The following is a 25,059-nucleotide window of genomic DNA, read 5'->3' as shown; positions in this document are numbered from 1 at the left end:
CGGCCCGCCGCAATCCAGTGGCGGGGGCGATTATGCCCCAACCGTCGGCTGAGAATGTTTCGCGATTCATTATTCATGAAATGTGCAAGGGAGCACCCGTCCGATGAATGTCAGTCCTGTCTACCGCTCGCGTTTGCAGGTCGCCACCCTGCTGGTGCTGGCCACGTTGTTGACCGCCTGCGGCATCAACAACATCCCCACCCTCGACGAACAGGCCAAGGCTGCCTGGGGCCAGGTGCAGAACCAGTACCAGCGGCGCGCCGATCTGATCCCCAATCTGGTGGAAACCGTGAAGGGCTATGCCAAACACGAGGAAGCAACCCTGACGGCGGTTATCGAGGCGCGGGCCAAGGCGACGTCGATCCAGGTCGATGCCAGCACTCTCGACAATCCGGAAAAACTCAAGCAGTTCCAGCAGGCCCAGGATCAGCTGACCGGTGCCTTGAGCCGGTTGATGGTGGTGTCCGAACGCTATCCGGACCTGAAAGCCAACCAGAACTTCCTCGCCCTGCAATCGCAACTCGAGGGTACGGAAAACCGCATCGCCGTGGCGCGTCGGGATTTCATTCTGGCAGTGCAGAAGTACAACACCGAGATCCGCACCTTTCCCGGTCGTCTGTGGCACAGCGTGATGTACAGCAATTTGCCGATACGCGAGACCTTCGAAGCCACCAGCCCCGGCGCGGACAAGGCCCCGGAAGTGAAGTTCTGACCCGGTGATGCCCATGCGTGTGTTGAAGATGGGCCTGGTGCTGATGCTGTGGCTGTTTGCCGTCAGCGCCCGGGCCGAGTTGACCTTTCCGGCGCTGACCGGGCGGGTGGTGGACGAGGCGCAGATGATCGAGCCGTCGGTGCGCACGCAACTGAGCCAGCAGTTGCAGGCCCACGAGCAGGCGACCGGCGAACAGTTGGTGGTGGTGACGTTACCGAATCTGCAAGGCGCCACCATTGAGGACTATGGCGTCGAACTCGGCCGGCATTGGGGCATCGGCCAGAAGGACAAGAACAACGGCGCCCTGTTGATCGTCGCCCGGGACGAGCGCAAATTGCGCATCGAAGTCGGCTACGGGCTGGAGGACCGGCTGACCGACGCCCAGAGCTCGGTGATCATCCATCAGGTGATCACGCCGTCGTTCAAGGCCGGCAATTTCAGCAAGGGCATCAGCGACGGTGTGGCGGCGATGCTGGTGGTGCTCGGCGGCAATCCGCTGGACGAGCCGTCCACGGTGTATGAATCGGCCGGCGATCCTGCGGATGATTTTGTCTCGCGGCACCCGGCATTGTTCGTATTTCTGGTGATGTTGTTCATCCTGACTGTTTTTGTCTGCCAGATGCTCGGTATCCTTCCCGCCGGCCGGGGCGGCTCCGGAGGAGGGGGCGGCTTCGGTGGCGGTGGATTTGGCGGCGGCGGAGGCGGCGGGGGCTTCAGCGGCGGCGGTGGCAGTTTCGGCGGGGGCGGGTCCTCCGGCGGCTGGTGATAACAATAATGAGCAGGCACTTCACGACATGGCATTACTGACTGAACACGAACAACGCAAGGTCGCCGAGGCCATCGCCCGGGTCGAGCGCGACACCGACGCCGAACTGGTGACGGTGCTTGCGGCCCGCGCCGACGACTACGCGTACATCCCGCTGCTGTGGGCCAGCCTGCTGGCGCTGGTGGTGCCGGGGATCGTGCATTACCTGACCGGCTGGCTGACCATGCACAGCCTGTTGCTGGTGCAGTGGGTCAGTTTTGTCGTGCTGTGCCTGGTGTTTCGCCTGCCCAGGGTCACCACTCATCTGATCCCGCGCCACGTCCGGCACTGGCGCGCCTCGAACCTGGCGCGGCGGCAGTTTCTCGAACAGAACCTGCATCACACGGTGGGCAGCACTGGCATGCTGATTTTTGTCTGCGAGGCGGAGCGGTATGTGGAAATTCTGGTGGATGAAGGGATTTCCAAAAAGCTGGATAACAAGAGCTGGGACTCGATTGTCGCGACGTTTACCGAGCAGGTGCGGCAGGGGCAGACGTTGCAGGGGTTTGTCACGTGTATCGAGGCGTGCGGCGAGTTGCTCAAGGTGCATGTGCCAGTGACGCAGGTGAGGAATGAGTTGCCGAATCGGTTGGTGGTGTTGGGATAAGCCGTTCGGGAAATTAGCCGTGCCCTCGAACGCCATCCCCCCTAAACTAGCGCCCATTCCCGATTTGCCCGTCCGAGGCCGCTTTTTCCCATGTCCGTTACCGCTCCCTCCGCATCCGCCAAACCGGCGCCCGATCACCACACCCGGTTCATCGAGCTACTGCAAACCAGCCTCGAACTGAATGGTTTCATCAAACTGGTGCTGGCCAAGTACGTTGGTGAAGAAGCGGATCTGCAGCGGATCATCATCAAACCGGTGACGGTCAAGGCGCAGCCGTGCCTGTCGTTCGTTTACCGCTACAAGACCCGCGACATCACCAAGAACCTGCCGCTGGACGAAGCGGTGGCGACGATTGCCGGGCTGCTGCCGGCGGCGTTCAAAAATGCGCATTTGCTGGCGCTGACGGACGAAGCCCAGCTCGAATACAGCAAAAAGGGCAAGAGCTCGCTGTTCATGAGCAAACCCCAGCAATTGCGTGAAGTGCCGTCCGCCGAGCACAACCGCGAGAAAAACCGCTTCCTCGATCTGAACCGACCGTTCCTCAAGGATCTGGGCGTGACCAACGCCCAGCATGAGCTGATCCCGGCGATGTCGCGCAAGTGGAAGCAGATCAACAAGTTCATCGAAGTCTTCAGCCACGCGCTGACCTCGTCGCCGCTGGCCCTGGACAAACCGGTGCGGGTAGCGGATTTCGGTTCGGGCAAGGGTTACCTGACGTTTGCCATTCATGACTATTTGCGCAACACCCTGAAGGCCGAAGGCGAAGTCACCGGCGTCGAACTGCGTGAAGAGATGGTCAACCTGTGCAACACCGCCGCCGCGAAGCTGGAACACCCAGGGCTGGTGTTCAAGTGCGGCGATGTGCGCAGCGTGGCGCCGAGCGACCTGGATGTGATGATCGCCCTGCATGCCTGCGACATCGCCACCGATTACGCGATCCACACCGGCATCCGCTCCGGCGCCTCGATCATCATGTGTTCGCCGTGCTGCCACAAACAGATCCGCTTGCAGATCCAGAGCCCGGCGCTGCTCAAGCCGATGCTGCAATACGGCCTGCACCTGGGCCAGCAGGCGGAAATGGTCACCGACAGCTTGCGTGCGCTGTTCCTTGAAGCCTGCGGTTACGAGACCAAGGTGTTCGAGTTCATCTCCCTGGACCACACCAACAAGAACAAGATGATCCTCGCCGTGAAGCGCGCCGAGCCGGTGGACCCGACTCAGCTGCTGGTGAAAATCCAGGAATTGAAAGCGTTCTACCAGATCAGCGAGCACTGCCTCGAAACCCTGCTGCTCGCTGACGGTTTGCTGAAGCTCAAGGCTTGAGCTGAACCCCCGCCGGTAACGTGCCCGGTTGAGCCGGGCGCACCGCGGTCTTGCGCCCGAGCATCACCGTCGCGATCACGCCGCAGGCGAACAGCCAGGTGATCGGCTCCACGTGTTCACCGAAGAACAGCGCGGAAAACGCGATGGTGAAGAAGATCTGCAACAACTGGATCTGACTGACCCGGGCAATGCCACCCATCGCCAGCCCGGCGTACCAGGCGAAGAACCCCAGAAACTGCGAAAACAGCGCGACGTAACCGAACGCCCACCAGGTTTTTGCCGATACCGCGCCCTGATGCTGCAACGCCAGGTACAGCACCGGGCCGATCAGCAGCGGCGTCGACAGCACCAGCGCCCAGCAGATCACCTGCCAGCCGCCCATCTCCCGGGCCAGGCGCCCGCCCTCGGCGTAACCCAGACCACCCACCGCAATCGCACCCAACATCAACAAATCCCCGGCCTGAATGCTGCCGGCACCGGTGTACAACGCGTATCCCAGCACCAGCGCACTGCCCAGTGCGGCGCAGGCCCAGAAGGCTTTTGAAGGACGTTCATGGGACAACCACGCGGCATAAAGCGCCACGCACAACGGCTGCAAACCGTTGACCAGCGCGCCATGGGAGGCCGGCAAGGTCTGCATGGCCCACGCCGACAGCACCGGGAAACCGAGGATCACCCCGGCGATCACCAGGCTCAGGCCTTTGACTTGCTTCCAGGTCGGCCACTTTTCCCGTTGCCATAACAACAGCGCCGCCGCCGGAATCGCCGCGACCAATGCACGGCCCAAGCCGTTGAGCAGCGGGTGTAATTCCTGCACCACGATGCGGGTGAAGGGCAGGGTAAGGCTGAAAATCACCACGCCGAGCAGGCCGAGGGCCATGCCGGTGTTTTCGCGCGAAGACATTGAGGGCAACTCGATTCGAAGGTAACGGGAAGGTGTCTTCATCTAGCCACAAACCACGGCAGTCGGGCTGTTACAGCTGAGCGCAGAGTTATCCATACAGTTTGCGAACGCCATCGCGGTCCTTGGGCTACTGTGAATATTCCTGCGCATTCACCAGAGGAGTCCTGCCCATGGCCGCGAAAAAGATACTGATGCTGGTCGGCGATTACGTCGAAGACTACGAAGTGATGGTGCCGTTCCAGGCCCTGCAAATGGTCGGTCACACCGTGCATGCCGTGTGCCCGGACAAGGCCGCCGGCAAGACCGTGCGCACCGCGATCCATGACTTTGAAGGCGACCAGACCTACAGCGAGAAGCCCGGTCACCAGTTCGCCCTGAACTTCGATTTCGCCAAGGTCGATGCCAAGGATTACGACGCCTTGCTGGTGCCCGGCGGGCGTGCGCCGGAATACCTGCGGCTGAACGAAAAAGTCCTCGAACTGGTGCGTGCTTTCGACAAGGCCGGCAAGCCGATTGCCGCCGTCTGTCACGGCGCGCAACTGCTGGCGGCGGCGGGGATTCTCGAAGGTCGCGAGTGCAGTGCTTATCCGGCCTGTGCCCCGGAAGTGCGCCTGGCCGGCGGCACCTACATCGACATCCCGGTCACGGACGGCCATGTCCAGGGCAACCTGGCCACTGCGCCCGCCTGGCCGGCGCACCCGAAATGGCTGGCCGGTTTCCTCGGGTTGCTTGGAACCAGAATCACCCTGTGACACATCGAAAAGGAGAAACACCATGTCCGGATGGTATGAGTTGAGCAAAAGCAGCAACGGCCAGTACAGGTTCGTACTGAAAGCGGCGAACGCCGAAACCATTCTGACCAGCGAGCTGTACACCAGCCGCGCGGCTGCCGAAAACGGCATCGCCTCGGTGCAGGCCAACAGCCCGCTGGACGAACGCTACGAGAAAAAATCGACGAAGGACGGTCACCCCTACTTCAACCTCAAGGCGGCCAATCACCAGATCATCGGCAGCAGCGAATCCTATTCATCGGACGCGGCGTGTGCCAAAGGCATCGCCAGCGTCAAGGCCAACGGGCCGTCCAAGGTGATCAAGGACAAAACCCTGCCGGTGCTTTGAACCACCCATGACGTTCAGTCGCCAAATCCTTGGCGACTGAATTCTGGCTATGTGCCATCATTTCGCTTATCCTCCGCCGCCAATCCATGGAAGGGGCGCCGAGATGACTCTTTCGCGGAATTTTTGAACAACTGCCGCCAGAGTTTTCCCACTGATGATCCGCCTTTTCGCTGTCCTGACCCTGCTGCTCGGCTTGAGCGGCTGCTATAGCCTGTCCCCGACCCAAATCGATGATGAACTCGCACCGAGTGCCGATTCCGGCACCGCGTATCTGGTGGGCGTGGTCGGCATCTGGCCAAAAGCATCCTATGCGGCCCAGGAACAGATGCTGCTGATCCGCAAACGTGGCAGTGACGAATTCGCCAGCGCGCGCCTGCACAACGAGTTCTATGCCCGTACCGCACGAGACGTGCGCGAGACCGGTCGTGGTATCGGCACGCTGTTCGTGATGCCGCTCAAACCCGGTCGCTACGAGATCTACAACGTGCGATTCGATCGCGGCAGATCGGTGTCCTGGAGCCGTGAGGACTTCACCATCGGCATGCAGCTTGAAGCGGGCAAGGCTTACTACATCGGTGACTTCCGTGCCGGCTGCGTGTCCCCCAGCGACAGCACCTGCCTGTTTCTGCACAGCGATCATCTCGAACGCGACGCCGCGCTGGTCCGCGCCAGGTATCCGCAAGTACCCGGCCTGCAACGACTGGACATGCCGAACCTGTACACCGCCACACCGTTTATTCGTGAAGAGAACGGCACCAGCGCCTCCGTCTACAAAGCCATGCTCTCGGGGAAATTCTAATGCTCATCAAACGTCTGCTTCTGGGCTTGCTTCTGCTGCTCGGCGGCTGCCAGGCCACCCATTCGCTGAAGGCGCCGGACGTCGATTACAGCAGCCAGCAATTGCCGGCCATCAACGTCAGTGTGATCGGCATGCCGAGCTGGATGCTGCGTGACGAGCTGCGTCGGCGTGGCACCTTTGAAGAAGTGAAGGCCGGCCGCAGCGAAGATGGCTACAACGTTTTGGTGATTGCCAACAGCGATGTCGGCGGGATTCAGCCGCAGATGCTTCTGAGCGCCTTTACCCTGTTTCTGGTGCCGGTGCCAGTGAGTTTCGACAGCACGGTGGTGTTCAGCCTCAGCCATGGCAAGCAGATACTGGGCGTCTACACCGTGAAGAACCACACCGAATCCTGGCGCGGCGCATTCAATGCCTCGGGCGGTCAGTTCGAACACATGCGCTTGATCAGCGACACGTTCATCGCGCAGATTCTCAAGGATCAGCCGTTCCACCGCGAAGCCATGAAGCGCGCCGCCAGCCTCTGATCGACGGCCACAAAAAATCCCGCCCGGCGTAAACCGGGCGGGATTTTTTTCGTTCAACGCAAGGTGTTCAGCAAGGCCTGCAATTGCGTACGCCCGGCCTCAGCCAGCGGGAACACCGGCAAGCGCGGATCGCCGACTTCCAGACCGGTCAGGCGCAGACCGGCCTTGATCGTCGCCGGCAAGCCGCCCTTGAGGATGAAGTCCAGCAGCGGCAACTGGCGGTAGAACAGCTCTCGCGCCTTGCCGAGATCCCCCGCCAGTGTGGCTTCGTACAAATCCAGGTTGAGCTGCGGGATCAGGTTCGGTGCCGCCGTGCACCAGCCTTTGGCCCCTGCAGCGAAGGCTTCCAGCGCCAGCGGGTTGCAGCCGTTGTAGAACGGCACCCGGCCTTCGCCCAGCAGTTGCAGCTTGTGCATGCGCTGGATGTCGCCGGTGCTCTCCTTGACCATGGTCACGTTTTCCACGCCGTTGACGATGCGCAGAATCAGCTCCACCGACATGTCGGTGCCGCTGGTGGCCGGGTTGTTGTAGAGCATGATCGGCACGCCGATGCTGTCGCCGATGGCGCGGTAGTGGGCGAGGATTTCCGCCTCGGTGAGTTTCCAGTAGGACGTCGGCAGCACCATCACCACGTCGGCGCCATGGGCTTCGGCGAAGCGTGCGCGGCGCACTGCTTTGGCGGTGGTCAGGTCGGACACGCTGACCACGGTCGGCACGCGCTTGGCCACGTGCTTGATGCTGAATTCGGCGACCTGGTCCCACTCCGCATCGCTCAGGTAGGCACCTTCGCCGGTGCTGCCCAATGGCGCGATGGCGTGGACGCCGCCGGCGATCAGACGGTCGATGGAGCGGCCGAGGGCCGGCAGGTCGACGCCTTCGCCATTGGCGCCGAACGGGGTGATGGTGTAGCCGATGATGCCGTGAATGTTGGACATGAGAGTGCTCCGCAAGGATGAGGTGTTCAGTTCAGGCAATCGGCGTGCTGCCGCAGGTTCTGCCGGGCGTAGTAGTTGAAGGCCGCGGCGTGGCGTTTGGGTTTCGAGACCCAGTCATGGGCCTCGCGGCCGAGCTCGGGAATGATCGGTTTGATCGTCCCGGCGGCCATTGCCAGCAGTTGCAGTTTGGCGGCGCGTTCGATCAATTGCGCGATGACACAGGCTTCCTCGATGGTCGTCCCGGTGGACAGCTGTCCGTGGTGGGAAAGCAGGATCGCCCGTTTGTCGCCCAACGCCCCGGCAATCAGTTCGCCTTCTTCGTTACCCACCGGCACACCCGGCCAGCCTTCAAGGAACGCGCAATCGTCGTACAGCGGGCACAGGTCCATGTGGGAAATCTGCAGCGGCACTTCCAGCATCGACAGCGCGGCAATGTGTGTCGGGTGGGTGTGGATGATGCAGTTCACGTCCGGTCGGGCGCGGTACACCCAGCTGTGGAAACGGTTGGCCGGGTTGGCCATGCCGTGGCCTTCGAGCACTTCGAGGTCTTCGTTGACCAGCAGCAGATTGCTCGCGGTGATTTCATCGAAACCCAGGCCCAGTTGCTGAGTGTAGTAAGTGCCTGGCTGCGGGCCACGGGCGGTGATCTGCCCGGCGAGGCCCGAATCGTGGCCGTTTTCGAACAGGATCCGGCAGGTCAGGGCCAGCTTTTGCCGGTCTGTCCACGTATTATCCGCCAGGGTTTTTTGCATCTGGGTCAGCGCTTGCTTGACCAGTTCGTCTTTGGGTAGTGCTAATGTCTTCGCCATATCCGTGTCCTGTGGTGGTTGCCATGTATGACACTTACGAGGCTATATGACACTTTGTGTCATTGGCAAGGACAAATCGTCTTTCCTTTGCTGGATTAATCGCTTCGCATGTCTATCCGTTTGAAATTATTGAGAAAAAAACTTGGCGTAACCCTTGAGGCGCTGGCCGAGAAATCCGGCATGACCAAGAGTTATCTGTCGAAGGTCGAGCGCGGGTTGAACACACCGTCGATTGCCGCCGCGCTGAAACTGGCCAAGGCGCTGAACGTGAAAGTCGAGGAGCTGTTCTCCGAAGACAACGTCAGCCTCGACGGCTACAGCCTGGTGCGCAGCCATGAGCGCCAGTCGCTGGCGGCCAACGACCACAGCCCCGGTTATGCGGTGCTGGCCCATCAGGTCAGCGAACGCAGCCTGCTGCCGTTCATCATTTACCCGCCGAGCGAATTCACCGACAAAACCTTCAAGGAACACTTGGGCGAGGAATTTCTGTTCGTCCACGAAGGCCAGGTCGAAGTGGACTTCGTGAACGAGCGGGTGCTGCTGGAACGGGGCGATGCGCTGCACTTCAATGCGCAGAAACCCCATCGCATCCGCTCAGTGGGCGAGGTGCAAGCGCAGTTGCTGGTGGTGGTGCACAGCGGCGAGGAGTGATCAGACCTCGACCGGCACCGACAGCTTCGGATGGCCCAGCGTATGGCTCTTGGAATCAAAGAAGCGCAACTCGACACCCGTGCCCTCGAACACCTTGGCGTAGTGGCGTTTCTGGTGCTGGATGAACGCCGCGCTGCGCGGGTAGATCGAGATCGCCACGGTCTTCGGTTTCGCCAGACGCAGGGCGCGCACGAGGTGGCTGTCCTGCTCGCCGAGGGCGTGGCCGAAGATGCACAGATTGTCGCCGTGCTTGAGTAACTGGTCGTAGCAGAACGACAGGTAATCGGAACTGCGAATGGTCTTGAGCTTGTCGGCGCTCGGCCCTTCGTTGACGAACAGCGGCACGTCGTCGAGCGTCTTGATCGTGTTGTTGATCGCGAAACTGCCGAGCAGCGTGCCCTCGGTGGCGGTCAGTTTGCGCGCGGTGCCGTCCTGGTTGCGCACCAGATGCAGGCCACCGTGCAGGTACAGCAGACGCGGTTTGTCCGTGCTGCTGTCGCACAGATCGAAACTCGCATCCGGGCCGTTGAACAGGTCGTCGATCGCCTCGGCCTGATGTTGCAGGGCCCAGTAATTGAGCAAATCGTAATTGGTGGTGAACACCGTGCGATAACGCGCCAGTTCACTGTTCAGGGTCGCCAAAGTCGAGGCTTCGATCAGCCGCCACGGGATGTGTACCGCGTGCACGGTGTTGATCAGCGCTTCCTTGATCGCGTAGTAGCGGTTGCGCGGTGCGGCCGAACTGACGGCCAGCGCCTTGTTGACCCGGCTGGTGGTTTTCAGCGCGCCGAGCACCTGCTCGAAGCTGCGCGTTTGCAGGGCGTCGAACACGCTCAGTTCCGACGGGGTCAACGGTTTTTCTTCCACCGTGCGTGCGTTTTCGAACAGCGAGTCGTAGCCGAAATCGTCCCACACCGCGCGACTGGCGCCGTTGCCCAGCAGCAGGCCGCTGAAGTCGGTGGTGGCGCGCAACGCGTTCCAGTCTTCGAGGGTGGCGTCGACATCCAGAAAATCGGTCATTGCAGGGCACGTCTCAAAACAAAGGGCAGATGGACGGCGACTTTATCACGAGCGGGCATTGAGCCAGATCAACATCCGCCGTGACCGATCGGTCGATCCTGTGTGCATCTGCCGAATTGCACGAGTCGATTCGGCCCCAGTCAGGAGACGCGCCATGAGCAGCACCTTTTTCATTCCCGCCGTAAACATCATGGGCAGCGGCTGCCTTGACGACGCCATGAACGCGATCCGCAACTACGGTTTTCGCAAGGCGCTGATCGTCACCGACGCCGGTCTGGCCAAGACCGGCGTGGCGACGATGATTGCCGAGAAACTGGCGATGCAGGACATCGATTCGGTGGTCTTCGACGGCGCCAAACCCAACCCGAGCATCGCCAACGTCGAGGCCGGACTGACGCTGCTCAAGGACAGCCGCTGTGATTTTGTGGTGTCCCTCGGCGGCGGTTCGCCCCACGACTGCGCCAAGGGCATCGCGTTGTGCGCCACCAACGGTGGGCAGATCCGCGACTACGAAGGCGTCGATCAATCGACCAAGCCACAACTGCCGCTGATCGCCATCAACACCACCGCCGGCACCGCCAGCGAGATGACCCGGTTCTGCATCATCACCGACGAAACCCGCCACGTGAAAATGGCCATCGTCGACCGCAACGTCACGCCGCTGCTGTCGGTCAACGACCCGGCGCTGATGGTCGCCATGCCGAAAAGCCTGACCGCCGCCACCGGCATGGACGCACTGACCCACGCGATCGAAGCCTACGTCTCCACCGCTGCCAACCCGATCACCGACGCCTGCGCACTGAAGGCGATGACCCTGATCAGCAACAACCTGCGCCTGGCCGTGCGCGACGGCAGCGACCTGGCCGCTCGGGAAAACATGGCCTACGCGCAGTTCCTCGCGGGCATGGCGTTCAACAATGCGTCCCTCGGCTACGTGCATGCGATGGCGCACCAGTTGGGCGGTTTCTATGATCTGCCTCACGGGGTGTGCAACGCGGTATTGCTGCCGCATGTGCAGACATTCAACGCGCAGGTCTGCGCCGATCGTCTGACCGACGTGGCCCACGCCATGGGCGCCGACATTCGTGGTTTCAGCCCGGAGGAGGGTGCAAAAGCCGCGATCGATGCGATTCGTTGCCTGGCCAGGGACGTGGAGATTCCCGGTGGCCTGCGTGATCTGGGCGCCAAATGCACCGACATCCCGGTGCTCGCCGCCAACGCCCTGAAAGACGCCTGCGGCTTCACCAATCCGCGGGCGGCGGATCAGCGGCAGATCGAGGAGATTTTCCGCAGCGCGTTTTAAGCGGGCTGACGATCGGGCGTTAACCTCGTGCAGAGCACCGCGCCAAATGCCAGAACGCAGCACAGCATCGATAGCGGCCACGCCTGCGGACTAGCGAACAGGCTGGCCACCGCGCCGATCAGTGCAGCCATCAATTGGTGGATGAAACCGCTCAGGGCCATCGCGTAAGCGCCGGCAATCGGCGCGCCATCGTTGGCCCGTGACAGGCTGATCGGATAGTTCAGCGACTGGCCGAACACGGCAACGCAATAAGGCAGCCAGAGCAGCCAGGCCATCGAGCTGGCCACCAGACTGCCGGCCAGCATCACGCCAGTGCCGGCCATCACCAGGCTGACCCCCAGTGTCATCAACCGGTGCTGACCGATACGCAGTACAAAGCGATTGACCCCCAGCGCCCCCAGAAAATATGCGGCGCTGATCGGCCAGCCCAGCAACCCGTATTCCGTCGCCGACCAATTGAACGGGCCTTGCAGAATCACTGGCGCAGCGCTGTTGAACGCGATGATCACGCCATAACCCAGACCGCCCGCAAGCGCCGGCAGCAGAAACGCCCGATGGATCAGGATCGTTCGATAGACCGCCCAGGGCGAAGCGGTTGTGGGCGCTTCGACGAGTTTCGGGAAACTCAGGCGCGAGACTATCGCGGCCATCAACAGGCTGACCGCGCCCAGCAGATAAAAGATCGCCTGCCAGCCCAGCGTCACCTGAATGAGCGAACCGGCGTATTGCCCGATCCCGAGCGCGACAACGAACGAAATCGAAATCCACGACAACGCCTTCGCCAGCAGATCCCCCCGAAAGCTGTCTCGAATCAGCACCCGCGCCATCACCGAAATGCCGCTGGCGCCGATCCCCTGAAGCAGTCGCAGCAGCAGGAATGTCTCCAGCGTCGAGCCCAACGGCAGAGCCAGATTCGCCGCGCCATAAATTCCCAGCGCCGCCAGCAGCACCGGCTTGCGGCCGATGCGCTGCGCCAGACTGCCCCACAGCAGCATCGGCAGCGCCATGCCGATCAGGTACAGCGACAAGCCCCAGGCCACCTGCGTCGCACCGACCTGCAAATACCCGGCTATCTGCGGCAACGCCGGCAGGTAAATGCTCATGCCCAGTTGGGCGAGGAACACGGTGGAACAGGTGATGAGCAGGATGAGGCCGGGGTTCATAAGTCGTCCGTGAAGGTTCAGCGGTGGCGATCGCTACCGTGAGTCATTAACAGGTCGGTGATCAAATCACAGAAGTGGTGGATCAGTGTCGATTCCATGTCGGCGCGCAGCGTAACGCGGATCGCGGCTTTGCCCTGGGCTACCACCGGGAAAAACACGGCGCTGGTGAAAAAGCCGTGTTCGGCCAGTTCAATGGCGATTCGATTGGCCAGGGCGGCGTCGCCACAGTTGATCAAGCGGATGGCCATGGAGCTGCCGTGCTGTTCGGTGCTCAAGAGGCTGTCGAACAGGCGAATATTGGCCTGGAGCCGAACCTGCAAAGCCCTCAGTTCTGCACTGCGATGCACCTGGATCGACGCCAGGCCCGCACCGATGGCCGCGCAATTGAGACTTTGCGACCAGTTGCTTGGCCCGCCGTAACGCTGAATCAACTTCCTCTGCCGTTCATTCCCGAGCATCACCAGGCCGCCGCTGGCCCCGAATGATTTGGCCAGAGATGCGACGATCAGACAGTCCTCTTCCAGCGCCGGCATTCTTGGTCGTACCAGACCGGCACCGTTGCTGCCGACTGCCGACAACGCGTGGGAGTCATCGAGATAAAGAAACAGGCCGTAACGCTCCTTCAGATACAACAGACCGTCCAGATTGGCAACGCCACCCATGCTGTAGGCACCGTCGGCGACATAGGCGACGGTGGAGTGGCGCTGGCACACCGATTCGAGAAAATCCATGTCGTTGTGGGGGCAGGTCAATACCTGGGTCTCGTCGGCGCAACTGGCCTTCAGGTGATTCATCGAGTAATGGGCCAGGCGATCAAACACCATCACCGGCGGGCGGTTCTGGGTGAACACGCCACTGGCCAGCAGCGGCAGGATACCGGCGCTCGCGGCGCTGCAGGACAGAGTGGTCAGACACACCGCGCCAAACAATTGCGACAACTCGCTTTCGTATTGCTCGAGCAGCGCCAGTTTGCAGCGGTTTTTCGAGTTGGCAACGCGCAACGTACCGGTTTCACGCAGCGCCGTGATGGCCCCCTCAAGCAGCGCGGGGTGGTGATCGAGACCCAGATAGGAGGTGGTGCAGAAATGATGGAACTGGCGCCCGTGCTGATCGAGCAAGTGATTACAGCCTTTGACCTCGACGTTGAGGGCGGCGATTTTTCCAGCTTCCGCAGCCTCCCAATCGTGGTCTGCCAAAGCGATGACCTTGCGGTAATTGGAGAAAGTGTTGGCGGATTCCGACAGGTGATTCATAGGCAGCTCTCCTTGAGCAGGGCAATCCATGGGGTGTTGCAAATTGTGTGTGTTGCCAGACTTTACAGAGAGCTATGCAGGGTCAGAATCGGCCGCGTCCGATAGCATTGACGGCTGTTGGAGATTTGCTTGTAGGGCGAAGCCTTGCCGGGCTGTGAGACGATGAAAAAAACGACAAACCCGGCGCGTCAGTGCCTACGCCCGAACCCTTATCCAACGGCTGTGGCGCTCTTTTCCAGCACTGGGGAGAACTGAATCAACAATACTCCCGCCACCAACAACAGCGCGCCGAACAGGCGCGGCAATGTCAGGTGCTTCTCCACCAGCCCGAACAGGCCGAAGTGATCCAGCACGATTGACGTGATCATTTGCCCGGCCAGGGCCAGCGCCAGAAATCCCGAGGCCCCCAGCTTTGGCAGCAACACCACCGCCAGGGCGACGAAGCACACCCCGAACGCCCCGCCGGTCCACATCCACAGCGGCAGCTTGCCGAGCGGGGCCAACGACGGCAGTGGCAAGCGCAGGACGACAATCACCGGCAACAACACCAGCACGCTCACCACCAGCGAGGTGAAAGTCGCCCACAGCGGATGCCCCAACCCCCGCGCCAGATTGATGTTGATCGCACTCTGAAACGGCACCACCGCCCCGGCGAATACCGCCAACAGCAGCAATCCGACCCACTGCATCGTTCCCATGATCGTTCTCCGGCAAGGTTTTGCTGGACTGTAGGGTATTCGTCGCGCAGATTTAAATTCTGTTTTGGTATCCGGAACATGCATCGAATGAATGATCTGCGCCGCATCGACCTCAACCTGCTGGTAATCCTTGACGCCTTGCTCGGCGAGCAACACGTGACCCGCGCCGCCGAGCGTCTGCACCTGAGTCAACCGGCGGTCAGCCACGCATTGGCGCGTCTGCGCGACTTGCTCGGTGATCCATTGTTGGTGCGTGCCGGTTCGGGGCTGATGCCCACCGCGCGGGCGCTGGAGCTGGCGGCGCCGCTGGCCGAAATTCTGGCCCAGGTGCAATCGCTGCTGGCGCCGAACACCTTCGATCCGGCCAGCGCCCGTCGGACCTTTCGCCTCGCGATGTCGGACTACGGCGCGGCGATCATCCTGCCCGGGTTGATTCGCACCTTGCGCGCGGAAGCACCGGGCATCGACCTGCAAATCAGCCATGCCAGCCGCGAAGGCATGGTCGAAGGCCTGCTCAATGGCGACATCGACCTCGCCGCCGGCGTACTCCCCGAATTGCCCGGCGAACTGCGCAGCACGCCGCTGTTCGAGGAACGCTACGTGTGTTTGCTCGATCGCCACAGCCTGCCGGCCGACGGCCAGCTCGACCTGCCAACCTATCTCTCCCGTCCCCATGTCCTGCTGGAAATGCGCGGCAGCGGCACCCCGGAAATCGAACGCACCCTGACCGCCCTGCGCGAACGCCGCCGCGTCGCCATCAGCCTGCCGCACTGGAGCGCCGCGCCGCGGTTCATCAGCGGCACGGACCTGATCCTGACCGTCGCTTCGCGGGCGTTGAATGAGGTGGATGAAGAATCGCTGATCGTCGTGCCGCCTCCGTTCGAAATTGCGCCGTTCACGTTTGTATCGGCATGACACAAGCGGCGGGGTGGGGATCAGGCGTTGAACTGGTTGAATCGACGGATTGAGCAGGGGATAGTGCGCGGCTGAAAAACATCAAGGAGCGGGGCGTGACAGTGAAGTCTGGGGTTGTTGTGGGGCTGGCGCTTTGTGGGGCGCTGATGGCGGGGCAGGTGTTGGCTGATTGTGTGCCTGCGCCGGTGGCGGGTGATCTGGATTTCTCCGTGTGCAAGGAGTGGCCGGCGTATCCGGGGTTGATCATCAGCGCGAATGCGAAATTTGAGCGCAGCTCCGTGCCGGAGAGCACCGACACGAGCGGCACCTATGATTTCAATTTATCGGTCTTGAAAAGCGACCAAACGAAACCGGTTGCCACTTATCACCAGGCCTCCGCTTTCTTCTCGGGTGGGGTGGCATTGCGAGATATCTCGCTTGATACCGCACGCTACAAACTAACCCCAGAAGTACGGGCGTTTGGCGTTCGCGTGCAATTCACCAATGCCTCTCGCCTCAACCCGCTTGAAGAAACGCACCTCTCTCTTTATGTGAGAGAGGGCGATAAGTTACGTCCCGTGCTAAGTCAATTAGTGGTTTATGAGTACGGCGGTGAATGGGACGGTGATTGCGCCGGCGAGCGATATGAGACGACCAGAACGGTAGAAATCGCCAAGACCAGCTCCCATGGTTATGCCGATCTGATCATCAAAACCAAGACGACAGGGACGACCAATGTCGTCGAAGGCGACACTTGTGAAGATAAGATCAGTGTCAGCAGCCCTGAACTGACAACCCTTCGCTACGACGGAAAATCATACGTTTTGCCTAAAGGTTTCAAAGCCATCGAGTGATACAGAGCCAACGCGACTTATTTCAAGGAAGAACAATGTTCACTCCAACTCGACTTTTCATCGCCCTCGGCTTGCTGGCCATCACCGCACCAGCCCAGGCCCAGGTTTCCTGCGTCACCAAGGATTACAACGACCAGTCATTGGCACGCTGCAAGGCATGGCCGGCGTTCAAGGATCAGGCGATTGCCCTCAAATCCACCTACGTGCCGGATGCTGGTAGTGACGATGCCGGTGTGTTTGATCTGGATCTGGCGATCATCGACACCAGCAACTGGAAGACGCTGGCGACGTATGCGAAACCCGGTGCCTACAATTCCGATGCCATTCGTTTCACCGATCTGCTGGTCGATACCGCTCGCTATCGGCTGGCCCCGGATGTTCGCGCGTTCGGGCTGCGGTCAAAGTTCTCGCACAATTCAAGCGCCATTCCCTACGAAAAAACCGACCTGACACTTTATGTGCGCGAGGGTAATAAACTGCGCCCGGTACTTGATGGCCTGGTGGTCTACAAGAACAACGGTGAGTGGCTTGAAAACTGTGTGGGTGAAGGTCAGCAAATTCGCCGAACCGTGGAAATCGGCCCGACCAGCCACAATGGTTATTCCGACCTGATCGTCACCTCAAGCGGCACGGCTATGAAAACCGTCAAGGCCGGCAAGGAGTGCGTTTCCCATGATTCCCCACTGAAGAAAACCCAAATCACCCTGACCTACGACGGCAAGCAATACTCCATCCCCGAAGACCTCCGAGGTTACTGACCGATGCTCACCGGCCTCAATCACCTGACCCTCGCTGTCACCGACCTGGACCGCAGCCTCGCGTTCTACCGCGATATGTTGCAGCTGCGAGTCGAGGCCACCTGGGACGCCGGTGCCTATCTGTCGCTCCCGGGCCTGTGGTTGTGCCTGTCCCTCGATCCGAAGCGCCATCCCGAACCCGCCGCCGACTACACCCACTACGCTTTCAGCATTGGCACTGCGGATTTCCCGCTGTTCGTACAGCAGCTTCGCGCCGCCAACGTGCAGGAATGGCGCGACAACCGCAGCGAAGGCGCGTCGTTCTACTTCCTCGACCCGGACGGGCACAAACTCGAAGCCCACGTCGGCGACCTGGCCTCGCGTCTGGCCGCGTGTCGGCAAAAGCCCTACGCGGGCATGGGTTTTTTCAACGAGTCGTGAATATTCACAAACTGCTGGGATAGACTGGCGGCCACGTTTTCCGGGACTTGCAGGTTTTCCATGACTCCATCGTTGCTAATGGCCGTGCTGGCCTCGGGTTTCATTTACGGCATCACGCCGGGGCCGGGTGTGCTGGCGGTGTTCGGCATTGGCGCCGCACGTGGGCGGAGGGCTGGGGCGGGGTTCTTGTGCGGGCATCTGCTGGGCGACGTGATCTGGTGCAGCACCGCGCTGATCGCGATTGTCGGCGCCCGGGAAATCGGCAGCACCGCGTTCGATGTACTCGGCGTACTCAGCGGCCTGTACCTGTTCTGGCTCGGCTGGCGTGCGGTACGGGCCAAGCGCAGCAACGGCGATCAACCCCAGGGTGCGGCGCGTCAGCCGTTCTGGCACGGCATCCTGTTCGGCCTGACCAACCCCAAAGCCTACCCGGTGGCGGTGGCGACCTTCACCGCGCTGCTGTCGAGCCGCGCCGAACTGCTCAACTGGTCGATGCTGCCGATGCTGATCGCCTTGAGTTTCCTCGGCGGATTGTTCGCCTACGCTATCCTCATTGGCATCGTCGGGGCGCGGCAGGTGCGTACGTTGTACCAGCGTCATGAGCTGGCGATCACCCGGTTGTGCGGGATCATGTTCATCGGTTTTGCCATCAACGCGCTGGTGCATGCACTGCCGGGGTTGATGCCGAACAAGGCTTGAAATCGATCGCAGGATGCGAGGTCGGGGTCAGGGACGGTGGATCAGCGCTGCATTGTCCGGACACCTTTTCTGAACCATGGAAAGCCGAAATTCCGCGCCGTTGGCGAGTTACATCGATCTGTTGCTGGACGCCGTCTGTGCCGTGGACAAGCAGGGCCGTTTCGTTTTTGTCAGCGCAGCCTGCGAGCGGATTCTCGGCTACACGCCTGACGAGCTGATCGGCCAGTCGATGATCGACTACGTCTACCCGGCCGACCGTGAGCGCACCCTGGCTGCCGCGAACGACATCATGGGCGGCGAACCCAAGCACAATTTTGAAAACCGTTATGTGCGCAAGGACGGCAGCGTCGTGCATATCCTGTGGTCGGCGCGCTGGTCGGAGGTCGACCAATTGCGCATCGCCGTGGCCCGGGACATCACCAAGCGCAAACTCGCCGAATCTCGGCAGGCGGCGCTGTACGCCATCTCCGAAGCGGCCCATGCGGCGGAGGATCTGCTGGCGCTGTTCAAGCGCATCCACCTGATCATCGGCGAGTGGCTGCCGGCGCTGAATTTCTCCGTGGCGCTGTACGACGAACACTGTGCGCAACTGAATTTTCCCTATCACGTCGACGATGACGAGTTGCAACCGGAACAACCCGGCACCGTCACCGGTCGCCTGTGTGCGGAAGTGATCCGCAGCCGCCAGCCAATCCTTTTGACCCCGGATTGCCCCCACGCGCCACCGGAGTTCGCCGCGCTGGTGGCCGGGCAGCAATCGCCGTGCTGGCTCGGCGTACCGCTGAGCTCGAAAGACCGCACCATCGGCGCGCTGATCGTCAAAAGCCTGCCCGGTGGCGAGCGCTACACCGAACGCGACAAGGAACTGTTGCAATACGTCTGTGCCCAGGTCGCCACCGCCATAGAACGCCAACAACTGCACGCCCGCCTGCGACGCATGGCGCAATACGATCAACTGACCCAGTTGCCCAACCGCGAACTGCTGCGCGAACGCCTCAAGGCTGCTCTGAACCATGCGCGGGAACAGTCCGGGCACATGGCCCTGCTGTACGTCGATCTGGATCGCTTCAAACAAGTCAACGACACCTTTGGCCATGCGGTGGGCGACATGCTCTTGCAGGCGGTGGCCAACCGGCTCAAGGGCTGCGTGCGCGAGACCGACACCGTGGCGCGGATTGGCGGCGACGAATTCGTGGTGCTGCTGCACAGCGTCCACGCCGCCGACGATGCCGACAGCGTGGCGGAAAAGATCCGACAGGTATTGGTGCAACCCCTGCGCCTGGACGGGCACAACCTGCACATCGAACCGAGCATCGGTGTGGCGCGGTATCCCGAGCATGGACGTGAGGAACAGCAACTGTTCCGCCACGCCGACCAGGCCATGTACGCTGCCAAACGTTTGAATCATCGGGCGCTGGACCACTGACTGGCAGCTCACCGTTCGTCGCGGCGACGGCAACTTTTCTAAACCTTTGGCGGTCAGGAAATTCTCAATCTAGGCGGGCACCTGCTCGCCGCGATCAAATACCAAGGGGTAGAGAATCATGCCTAATTCAAGAAACTCGAACTCGGGAAACTTCGCCAACGATAAGACCAAGGCGTCTGAAGCCGGTCGCAAGGGTGGGAAAACCACCACCACGACGGTCGACAAAGAGCCTAAAACCGAGATGGGCCGCAAGCCTGCTCAAAAGTCGAAGTAGTCGGTGAAGGTTGTTTTGATTGAGAGGCGGGGGCGCAAGCTCCCGCTTGAATCTGCAAAGAAGGAGGGCGCGACCATGAGCCGGATGGCCACCCGAGTACGCCACATCAGTTTTGTCAGCCTGCTGGGGTTGTTCGCCAGCAGCGCGTTTGCCCAGTCGCCCGCCGACTTCATCAACGAAGCCTCGGCCAAAGGCATGGCCGACATCGAGGCTAGTCGTCTGGCGCACAGCAAGGCCGAGTCCAAAGAGGTCAAGGACTACACCATCCAGGTCATCAACGACCGCACCACCGCCAATCAGCATCTGGCGAAAATCGCCAAGAAACTGGACCTGCCGGTGGCGCCTCGCGAAGAAGTCGCCGACAAGGCCAAGACATTGATGCCGGAGGTCAAAGAGGGCGCCAGCTTCGATCAGGCCTACGCTGCCAGCCAGGTCAAAGCCACGGAAGAGGCCATTCAGCAGATCCAGCAGGAGGCTCAGACCACCGACGTGCCGGAGATCAAGGCGTTTGCCGACGAGACCCTGCCAAAACTGCAGAGTCATCTGGAAATGGCCCGAGCCCTTCAGGCCAGTCGCTGAATCCGCAGCAATGAAAACGGCGCTTTTTTAGCGCCGTTTTTTTTTGCCTGTCAGCATTCATTCAGATCCTGCTTCGGCTTGCTCTTGTCCCCCAGACCTTCGAGGTCAAACACCTCATTCTCACCCATCGCCCGGTAATGCCGACGCAGCGCCTCCAACTGCTTGAGATCCAGCGACTCCAGCCCGAGCATCGCGTTCTGCGCCTCCTTGTTCACCCGCAGCAGTTCATCGAGTTTCAAATGCAGGATGTCGGTGTCGCGGTTCTGGGTGTTCTGGATCAGAAACACCATCAGGAACGTGATGATCGTGGTCGAGGTGTTGATGATCAGTTGCCAGGTGTCGTTGTAATCGAAAATCGGCCCGCTCAACCCCCAGAGCCCGATCAGAATCAACGCCCCCATGAACGTCTTGGGGCTGCCGGCCCAGAGGGCGAGCTTCTGGGAGATTTTTGCGAATTTCATGGTTGTGTTCCTTGTGGGGGGCGCTTGAAATTCAGACATCGGAGGGGGGCGGAAAATTCTACTTACAGAGACGTGCTGTCTTTGAAACTTGACTGTTCCAGGTCCCGGTTTTGAACACTTTTGGAAGTGGGAACTTTCTTTGTATGGGTTTGCGTCTAGGATGAAATGGCAGTCAATTTGCCAGCATGCGAGTGCACGGATAGAAACCCAGTCAGAGGCCGCTCATGGAATTCTTCGAAAAGTTAGCCAGTCTTGCCGCCAAAGTCCGGTTGCAGAGCGCTGCAATCCAGACGGAAGAAGCGACAAAAAATGCGTTTGTCATGCCTTTCATCAGTACTGTTCTGGGTTACGACGTGTTCGACCCGACAGAGGTGACGCCGGAATTTGTTTGCGATATCGGCACGAAGAAGGGCGAAAAAATCGATTACGCCATCATGAAAGAGGGCGAAGTGCAGATCCTCATCGAGTGCAAGAAAATCGGCGAGCCACTGCACATCAATCACGCCTCGCAGCTGTTCCGTTATTTCCACGTAACCAGCGCTCGAATCTCCATCCTCACCAACGGCCAGGTCTACAAGTTCTTCACTGACCTGGATGCGCCGAACAAGATGGATGAAAAACCCTTCCTTGAACTGGACCTTCTGGACATTGATGAATATTCGGTGCCAGAACTTATCAAGCTCACCAAGTCTGCGTTCGACGTTGATTCGATCATCAACGCGGCGGGTGAGCTGAAGTACGTCAGCCAGATCAAAAAAGTTATCGCCTCGCAAGTCAGCAAGCCGGATGACGATTTCGTCAAAGTGTTTGCTTCGCGTGTCTACGACGGAGTCATTACGCAGAAGGTGCGGGATCAGTTTCACGAACTGACGAGAAAAGCGGTCGTTCAATTTCTCAATGACCAGATCAATGACCGCCTCAAGTCGGCCATGAGTGGTGCGATCCAGCCGGCGCTAGCGTCTATTCCGGCCGCGTCTGGAGGGACGGATCCAGTAGATCCCCGTGACGAATCCGACGATAAGGTTTTGACCACTCTGGAGGAACTGGAGGGGTATCACATTGTTCGTGCATTGGTTCGATCTGTGGTCGATGCCAAACGAATCGTTCAGCGCGATACACAGAGCTACTTTGGCATCCTGCTGGACGATAACAACCGAAAGCCGATTTGCCGCCTGCATTTCAACCGTTCGCAGAAGTACATCGGCATTTTCGACGAGGAGAAAAACGAAACCCGCCATCCCATTAACTCCGTGGATGATATCTACGAGTATTCAGATCAGTTGAAACAGACTGTGGGCTATTACGACTAGTGTGGGATTTTCCAAAGAACCGGCCATCGGCCGGTTTTTTTATGCAAGCGAAGTCCGCGAAAAAGGTGCTTGCCGCAGTCACGTCTTAAGTCGGATAGGGGATGCGCAGGGAGTCGATGTATCGTAGGGAACCACTGCAAAAGTCCTTACAGGAGAACGCAATGACCTGGTCCGCCAAGCAATACGTCACTTTCGAAGATGAACGCACCCGCCCGGCCCGCGACTTGCTGGCGGCAATTCCCACGCCCGAGGCGCGTTCCGTGGTGGATATCGGGTGTGGTCCGGGCAACTCGACCGAGTTGTTGGTGGAGCGTTTTCCGGGGGCGAAAGTGCAGGGGCTCGACAGTTCGCCGGACATGATCGATGCCGCGCGCAAGCGTCTGCCGCAGTTGCAGTTCGCGGTGGCGGACATCGATAAATGGGCGGATGCAGGGCCATTCGATGTGATCTTTGCCAACGCCGTTTTGCAGTGGGTGCCGGATCACGCGACGTTGCTGCCGGCGCTGGCGGGCAAGTTGGCGCAGGGTGGCAGCCTGGCGATTCAGATGCCGGACAACCTCAACGAGCCGTCCCATCGGTTGATGCGCGAAGTGGCTGCCAACGGGTCGTGGGCCAGCAAACTGGCGGGCGCGGCGGGGCAGCGGACCGAGATGGCGGATGCCAGTGCCTATTTCTCGATGCTGCGGCCGCATTGCGCACGGGTCGATGTGTGGCGCACCACGTATCACCATCAGCTGGCGGGCGGGGCTTCAGGCGTTGTCGAGTGGTTCAAGGGCAGCGGTTTGATTCCGTTCCTCAGTCCGCTGACGGAAGCGGAGCGGGCGGACTATCTGGCGCACTATCTGGCGGAGGTCGCGAAGGCGTATCCGGCGCTGGCGGACGGTTCGGTGTTGTTGCCGTTTCCGCGGTTGTTCATTGTCGCCACACGTTGAAATGAAAAAGGGCCGATTTGATCGGCCCTTTCTTTCGCGGTCAGCGCTGTACGGCGACCAGCATCATCATCGGCCGCACGCGTTCTTCGGCGAGGGCCGGTTGCGCGGCCACGTCTGCATCGCTCGGGCCCCATTCGTTGACGTGTTGAATCGTGAACCCGGCGTCGATCAGCGCGTTAAGCAGCCTCCCGACCGTGCGGTGCTGCTTGATCACCCCGTCGGCCAGCCAGTTGGTCACCCGCTCGCCTTCCATCTGATAACTGTCCAGCGGCCAGCGCTTGTTGCCTTCGCTGTCGATCAGCCAGCCCGGATTGCGCGGTGCCATGAAGATCGGGTGCTCGATGGAAAACACGAAATGCGCTCCGGGTTTAAGTGCCGAATGCAGGTTGGCGAACAGCCCCGAAAGATCCTTGATGTAGTGCAGGGCCAGTGAGCTGTAGGCCAGATCGTAAGTGCACGCAGGCAAGTCGAGGTGTTCCAGGTCGGCACGTTCGTAGCGGATGTTCGCGGCCGAAGTAGTTTCCTTCGCCCGCTCGAGCATTTTCTCCGAGACATCCAGACCCAGCACTTGGGCAGCGCCGTGTTCGCTGGCCCAGCGGCAGAACCAGCCGTAGCCGCAGCCCAGATCCACCACCTGTAAACCGTGCAGGGAGGGCAACAAGGCTTTCAGCGCCGGCCATTCCGGCGCAGCATCGAGGCCGCCGATGGAGCGGTTCATCTGGCTGTAGCCGTGGAAAAATTCGGGGTCGTCGTAGATGTTCTGGGTCATGGATTGCTGCTCTTTTGAATTTGATTTGGGTGGCTCGCAGGCCACGGATTTGAATCCCTCGAAACGTGAAGGCGCGTATTCGTCGATGGCCGCGCAGGGGGAGGGTGGTGGGTGATGGGGAAATGCTAGCGGGTCGTGGCGAGTGTGAGAACCGGGGGAGTGTTGGGGATCTGTAAATGTGGTTTTTCGATTCAGGATGTTTAAAGAGTTGGCCCTGTTTACTGAACCTTCCCACAAGGTTTTCAGGTTGTCCGTCGGAAGTGCGGGCTCTAGCCTGTAAGGGTCGCTGATGAATCGGCGATCGGGATTGGAACCCCGGCGACTTCCCAAAAAAGCAAAAGCAGCTTTCATGACGTATGCTTGCCCGCCTTCATGGTGTGCACTCTGTTATGGCGGCTGTGCGCGAGAGACTTCGAGTCTGTCGGGCTTTTGGCTTTTTTCGCCCGGGTTCCAACTCGCGTACAGCTGCCACCTCTTCGATTGGAACCGAGTAGGTCAGCTCCACCTATCGACTAGAAAGAAGCCATTATGAAGAAGCCAACCCCGAATCCCCCCGAAGTCGAAACCGACCCAACATCCCCGTACGTCTCGATCGACTGCAGAAAACTCCACGACGCCGCCAACCGCGCCCTCGATCATTACCTCTGCCCCGGCGCCCATGTCATGGGCACGAACAACCAACCCGACCCGATGTACTTCGCCAACCCGGCCTACGACACCGAATCCCTGCTGGCCAACGCCAGCGAATCACTGGGCTCGGCATCCGAGATGCTCAACAACTTCGCCGCCACCCTCGACCCCACCCACCGCAGAACCGCGATAGGCATTGCGCAACTGGTGATGCTGGGTGAATTGGCGGTGAATCAGGCGCTGGATCATGTTGAGGTGAAGGACTGAATTGCAGCTGTTTTGGCAGGCATAAAAAACCGGTCACGCGACCGGTTTTTAGTTTCATTTCAACCTGGCTGCAAAGCGTCGAGTGTTGTCGAAGTCCGTATCGGGCGAGTATTCGAGTCAGTATTTCAGACGCAATGCTTGTGTGGGTGACAGAGTTCAGC

The 25,059-nt window shown here is 60.3% G+C and carries 29 protein-coding genes and 1 pseudogene; 21 read left to right on the top strand and 9 right to left on the bottom strand.

Features of this window, described 5'->3' with window-relative positions; all coding sequences use genetic code 11:
- Nucleotides 1–103 precede the first annotated feature (103 nt).
- The 4 genes from CAF80_RS02450 to CAF80_RS02435 all read left to right on the top strand — a co-directional run bounded on the left by CAF80_RS02450 (nucleotide 104) and on the right by CAF80_RS02435 (nucleotide 3,447).
- Complete coding sequence (locus tag CAF80_RS02450) at nucleotides 104–712, top strand: LemA family protein (RefSeq protein ID WP_039771481.1); 609 nt, start codon at nucleotides 104–106, stop codon at nucleotides 710–712.
- A gap of 13 nt (nucleotides 713–725) precedes the next feature.
- Nucleotides 726–1,478, top strand: a complete 753-nt coding sequence (locus CAF80_RS02445; protein WP_039771483.1) for a YgcG family protein — start codon at nucleotides 726–728, stop codon at nucleotides 1,476–1,478.
- Between the two features lie 28 nt (nucleotides 1,479–1,506).
- The gene (locus CAF80_RS02440; RefSeq protein ID WP_085666797.1) at nucleotides 1,507–2,124 is read left to right on the top strand and encodes a TPM domain-containing protein; all 618 of its coding nucleotides are present in this window, start codon (nucleotides 1,507–1,509) and stop codon (nucleotides 2,122–2,124) included.
- 90 nt (nucleotides 2,125–2,214) lie between these two features.
- A complete protein-coding gene (locus CAF80_RS02435; protein ID WP_085666796.1) occupies nucleotides 2,215–3,447 on the top strand; it encodes an SAM-dependent methyltransferase in 1,233 nt (410 codons plus the stop codon).
- On the opposite strand, the gene CAF80_RS02430 is transcribed toward CAF80_RS02435, so the two are convergent.
- Complete coding sequence (locus tag CAF80_RS02430; protein WP_085666795.1) at nucleotides 3,437–4,351, bottom strand: DMT family transporter; 915 nt, start codon at nucleotides 4,349–4,351, stop codon at nucleotides 3,437–3,439. The genes CAF80_RS02435 and CAF80_RS02430 overlap by 11 nt on opposite strands.
- Nucleotides 4,352–4,521: 170 nt before the next feature.
- On the opposite strand from CAF80_RS02430, the gene CAF80_RS02425 reads away from it, so the two are divergent.
- The 4 genes from CAF80_RS02425 (at nucleotide 4,522) to CAF80_RS02410 (ending at nucleotide 6,793) form a co-directional block, all read left to right on the top strand.
- Nucleotides 4,522–5,103: a DJ-1/PfpI family protein gene (locus CAF80_RS02425; protein ID WP_064594029.1), complete on the top strand. Its 582-nt coding sequence runs from the start codon at nucleotides 4,522–4,524 to the stop codon at nucleotides 5,101–5,103.
- Between the two features lie 22 nt (nucleotides 5,104–5,125).
- Complete coding sequence (locus CAF80_RS02420) at nucleotides 5,126–5,470, top strand: YegP family protein (protein WP_039772744.1); 345 nt, start codon at nucleotides 5,126–5,128, stop codon at nucleotides 5,468–5,470.
- A 154-nt stretch (nucleotides 5,471–5,624) separates the two neighbouring features.
- The gene (locus CAF80_RS02415) at nucleotides 5,625–6,269 is read left to right on the top strand and encodes a hypothetical protein (protein ID WP_039772743.1); all 645 of its coding nucleotides are present in this window, start codon (nucleotides 5,625–5,627) and stop codon (nucleotides 6,267–6,269) included.
- A complete protein-coding gene (locus CAF80_RS02410; protein WP_064383015.1) occupies nucleotides 6,269–6,793 on the top strand; it encodes a hypothetical protein in 525 nt (174 codons plus the stop codon). The genes CAF80_RS02415 and CAF80_RS02410 overlap by 1 nt, the downstream gene beginning before the upstream one ends.
- Before the next feature lie 53 nt (nucleotides 6,794–6,846).
- On the opposite strand, the gene CAF80_RS02405 is transcribed toward CAF80_RS02410, so the two are convergent.
- Together CAF80_RS02405 and CAF80_RS02400 are read right to left on the bottom strand one after the other, a co-directional pair.
- A complete protein-coding gene (locus CAF80_RS02405; RefSeq protein ID WP_085666794.1) occupies nucleotides 6,847–7,728 on the bottom strand; it encodes a dihydrodipicolinate synthase family protein in 882 nt (293 codons plus the stop codon).
- Between the two features lie 26 nt (nucleotides 7,729–7,754).
- Nucleotides 7,755–8,537, bottom strand: a complete 783-nt coding sequence (locus CAF80_RS02400) for an aldolase (protein WP_064594034.1) — start codon at nucleotides 8,535–8,537, stop codon at nucleotides 7,755–7,757.
- Between the two features lie 108 nt (nucleotides 8,538–8,645).
- On the opposite strand from CAF80_RS02400, the gene CAF80_RS02395 reads away from it, so the two are divergent.
- Nucleotides 8,646–9,188 carry a helix-turn-helix domain-containing protein gene (locus tag CAF80_RS02395; protein WP_039772739.1) on the top strand — a complete coding sequence of 181 codons (543 nt, stop codon included), beginning with the start codon at nucleotides 8,646–8,648 and terminating at the stop codon, nucleotides 9,186–9,188.
- On the opposite strand, the gene CAF80_RS02390 is transcribed toward CAF80_RS02395, so the two are convergent.
- On the bottom strand, nucleotides 9,189–10,208 hold the full coding sequence (locus CAF80_RS02390) for a DUF4917 family protein (RefSeq protein WP_039772738.1): 1,020 nt from the start codon (nucleotides 10,206–10,208) through the stop codon (nucleotides 9,189–9,191).
- Between the two features lie 154 nt (nucleotides 10,209–10,362).
- Here CAF80_RS02390 and yiaY point away from each other — a divergent pair, with 154 nt between their 5' ends.
- Complete coding sequence (gene yiaY / locus CAF80_RS02385) at nucleotides 10,363–11,511, top strand: L-threonine dehydrogenase (protein ID WP_085666793.1); 1,149 nt, start codon at nucleotides 10,363–10,365, stop codon at nucleotides 11,509–11,511.
- On the opposite strand, the gene CAF80_RS02380 is transcribed toward yiaY, so the two are convergent.
- The 3 genes from CAF80_RS02380 to CAF80_RS02370 all read right to left on the bottom strand — a co-directional run bounded on the left by CAF80_RS02380 (nucleotide 11,508) and on the right by CAF80_RS02370 (nucleotide 14,625).
- Nucleotides 11,508–12,674 (bottom strand): MFS transporter, encoded by a 1,167-nt coding sequence (locus tag CAF80_RS02380; RefSeq protein ID WP_085666792.1) that lies wholly within the window; start codon nucleotides 12,672–12,674, stop codon nucleotides 11,508–11,510. The genes yiaY and CAF80_RS02380 overlap by 4 nt on opposite strands.
- Nucleotides 12,675–12,691: 17 nt before the next feature.
- Nucleotides 12,692–13,927: an aminotransferase class I/II-fold pyridoxal phosphate-dependent enzyme gene (locus tag CAF80_RS02375; protein ID WP_085666791.1), complete on the bottom strand. Its 1,236-nt coding sequence runs from the start codon at nucleotides 13,925–13,927 to the stop codon at nucleotides 12,692–12,694.
- Nucleotides 13,928–14,136: 209 nt separating this feature from the next.
- Entirely contained in the window at nucleotides 14,137–14,625 is a 489-nt protein-coding gene (locus tag CAF80_RS02370; protein WP_074691062.1) for a DMT family transporter, read from the bottom strand.
- 78 nt (nucleotides 14,626–14,703) lie between these two features.
- Here CAF80_RS02370 and CAF80_RS02365 point away from each other — a divergent pair.
- From CAF80_RS02365 to CAF80_RS02330, 8 genes and pseudogenes are all read left to right on the top strand, one after another.
- Nucleotides 14,704–15,615, top strand: a pseudogene (locus tag CAF80_RS02365) (LysR substrate-binding domain-containing protein).
- A gap of 20 nt (nucleotides 15,616–15,635) precedes the next feature.
- Nucleotides 15,636–16,373 carry a hypothetical protein gene (locus CAF80_RS02360; protein ID WP_052266610.1) on the top strand — a complete coding sequence of 246 codons (738 nt, stop codon included), beginning with the start codon at nucleotides 15,636–15,638 and terminating at the stop codon, nucleotides 16,371–16,373.
- 35 nt (nucleotides 16,374–16,408) lie between these two features.
- The gene (locus tag CAF80_RS02355; RefSeq protein WP_085666790.1) at nucleotides 16,409–17,131 is read left to right on the top strand and encodes a hypothetical protein; all 723 of its coding nucleotides are present in this window, start codon (nucleotides 16,409–16,411) and stop codon (nucleotides 17,129–17,131) included.
- Between the two features lie 3 nt (nucleotides 17,132–17,134).
- On the top strand, nucleotides 17,135–17,551 hold the full coding sequence (fos, locus tag CAF80_RS02350; RefSeq protein WP_085666789.1) for a fosfomycin resistance glutathione transferase: 417 nt from the start codon (nucleotides 17,135–17,137) through the stop codon (nucleotides 17,549–17,551).
- A gap of 60 nt (nucleotides 17,552–17,611) precedes the next feature.
- Complete coding sequence (locus tag CAF80_RS02345; protein WP_085666788.1) at nucleotides 17,612–18,250, top strand: LysE family translocator; 639 nt, start codon at nucleotides 17,612–17,614, stop codon at nucleotides 18,248–18,250.
- 76 nt (nucleotides 18,251–18,326) lie between these two features.
- On the top strand, nucleotides 18,327–19,676 hold the full coding sequence (locus CAF80_RS02340; RefSeq protein WP_085666787.1) for a bifunctional diguanylate cyclase/phosphodiesterase: 1,350 nt from the start codon (nucleotides 18,327–18,329) through the stop codon (nucleotides 19,674–19,676).
- 118 nt (nucleotides 19,677–19,794) lie between these two features.
- Nucleotides 19,795–19,950, top strand: coding sequence for a KGG domain-containing protein (locus CAF80_RS02335; RefSeq protein ID WP_074691067.1), 156 nt, complete (start codon nucleotides 19,795–19,797; stop codon nucleotides 19,948–19,950).
- Nucleotides 19,951–20,025: 75 nt separating this feature from the next.
- Nucleotides 20,026–20,529: a DUF4142 domain-containing protein gene (locus CAF80_RS02330; RefSeq protein ID WP_064383040.1), complete on the top strand. Its 504-nt coding sequence runs from the start codon at nucleotides 20,026–20,028 to the stop codon at nucleotides 20,527–20,529.
- Nucleotides 20,530–20,579: 50 nt separating this feature from the next.
- Here the strand turns inward: CAF80_RS02330 and CAF80_RS02325 are convergent, their stop codons facing one another.
- Nucleotides 20,580–20,990 (bottom strand): low affinity iron permease family protein, encoded by a 411-nt coding sequence (locus tag CAF80_RS02325; RefSeq protein ID WP_039772727.1) that lies wholly within the window; start codon nucleotides 20,988–20,990, stop codon nucleotides 20,580–20,582.
- A gap of 224 nt (nucleotides 20,991–21,214) precedes the next feature.
- On the opposite strand from CAF80_RS02325, the gene CAF80_RS02320 reads away from it, so the two are divergent.
- Both CAF80_RS02320 and tam read left to right on the top strand, forming a co-directional pair.
- The gene (locus tag CAF80_RS02320; RefSeq protein ID WP_085666786.1) at nucleotides 21,215–22,300 is read left to right on the top strand and encodes a type I restriction endonuclease; all 1,086 of its coding nucleotides are present in this window, start codon (nucleotides 21,215–21,217) and stop codon (nucleotides 22,298–22,300) included.
- 161 nt (nucleotides 22,301–22,461) lie between these two features.
- Nucleotides 22,462–23,232, top strand: a complete 771-nt coding sequence (gene tam / locus CAF80_RS02315; RefSeq protein ID WP_074691070.1) for a trans-aconitate 2-methyltransferase — start codon at nucleotides 22,462–22,464, stop codon at nucleotides 23,230–23,232.
- A 40-nt stretch (nucleotides 23,233–23,272) separates the two neighbouring features.
- Here tam and CAF80_RS02310 read toward each other — a convergent pair whose 3' ends face one another.
- The gene (locus CAF80_RS02310; protein WP_085666785.1) at nucleotides 23,273–24,001 is read right to left on the bottom strand and encodes a bifunctional 2-polyprenyl-6-hydroxyphenol methylase/3-demethylubiquinol 3-O-methyltransferase UbiG; all 729 of its coding nucleotides are present in this window, start codon (nucleotides 23,999–24,001) and stop codon (nucleotides 23,273–23,275) included.
- Between the two features lie 528 nt (nucleotides 24,002–24,529).
- On the opposite strand from CAF80_RS02310, the gene CAF80_RS02305 reads away from it, so the two are divergent.
- Nucleotides 24,530–24,898 (top strand): DUF6124 family protein, encoded by a 369-nt coding sequence (locus tag CAF80_RS02305; RefSeq protein ID WP_085666784.1) that lies wholly within the window; start codon nucleotides 24,530–24,532, stop codon nucleotides 24,896–24,898.
- The last annotated feature ends 161 nt before the right edge of the window (nucleotides 24,899–25,059 follow it).

Source organism: Pseudomonas sp. B34(2017), assembly GCF_002112915.1.
Taxonomy (GTDB): Bacteria; Pseudomonadota; Gammaproteobacteria; order Pseudomonadales; family Pseudomonadaceae; genus Aquipseudomonas; species Aquipseudomonas pharyngis.
Note: the sequence above shows the minus strand (reverse complement) of the source record. Positions and strands in the feature narration are given on the sequence as shown.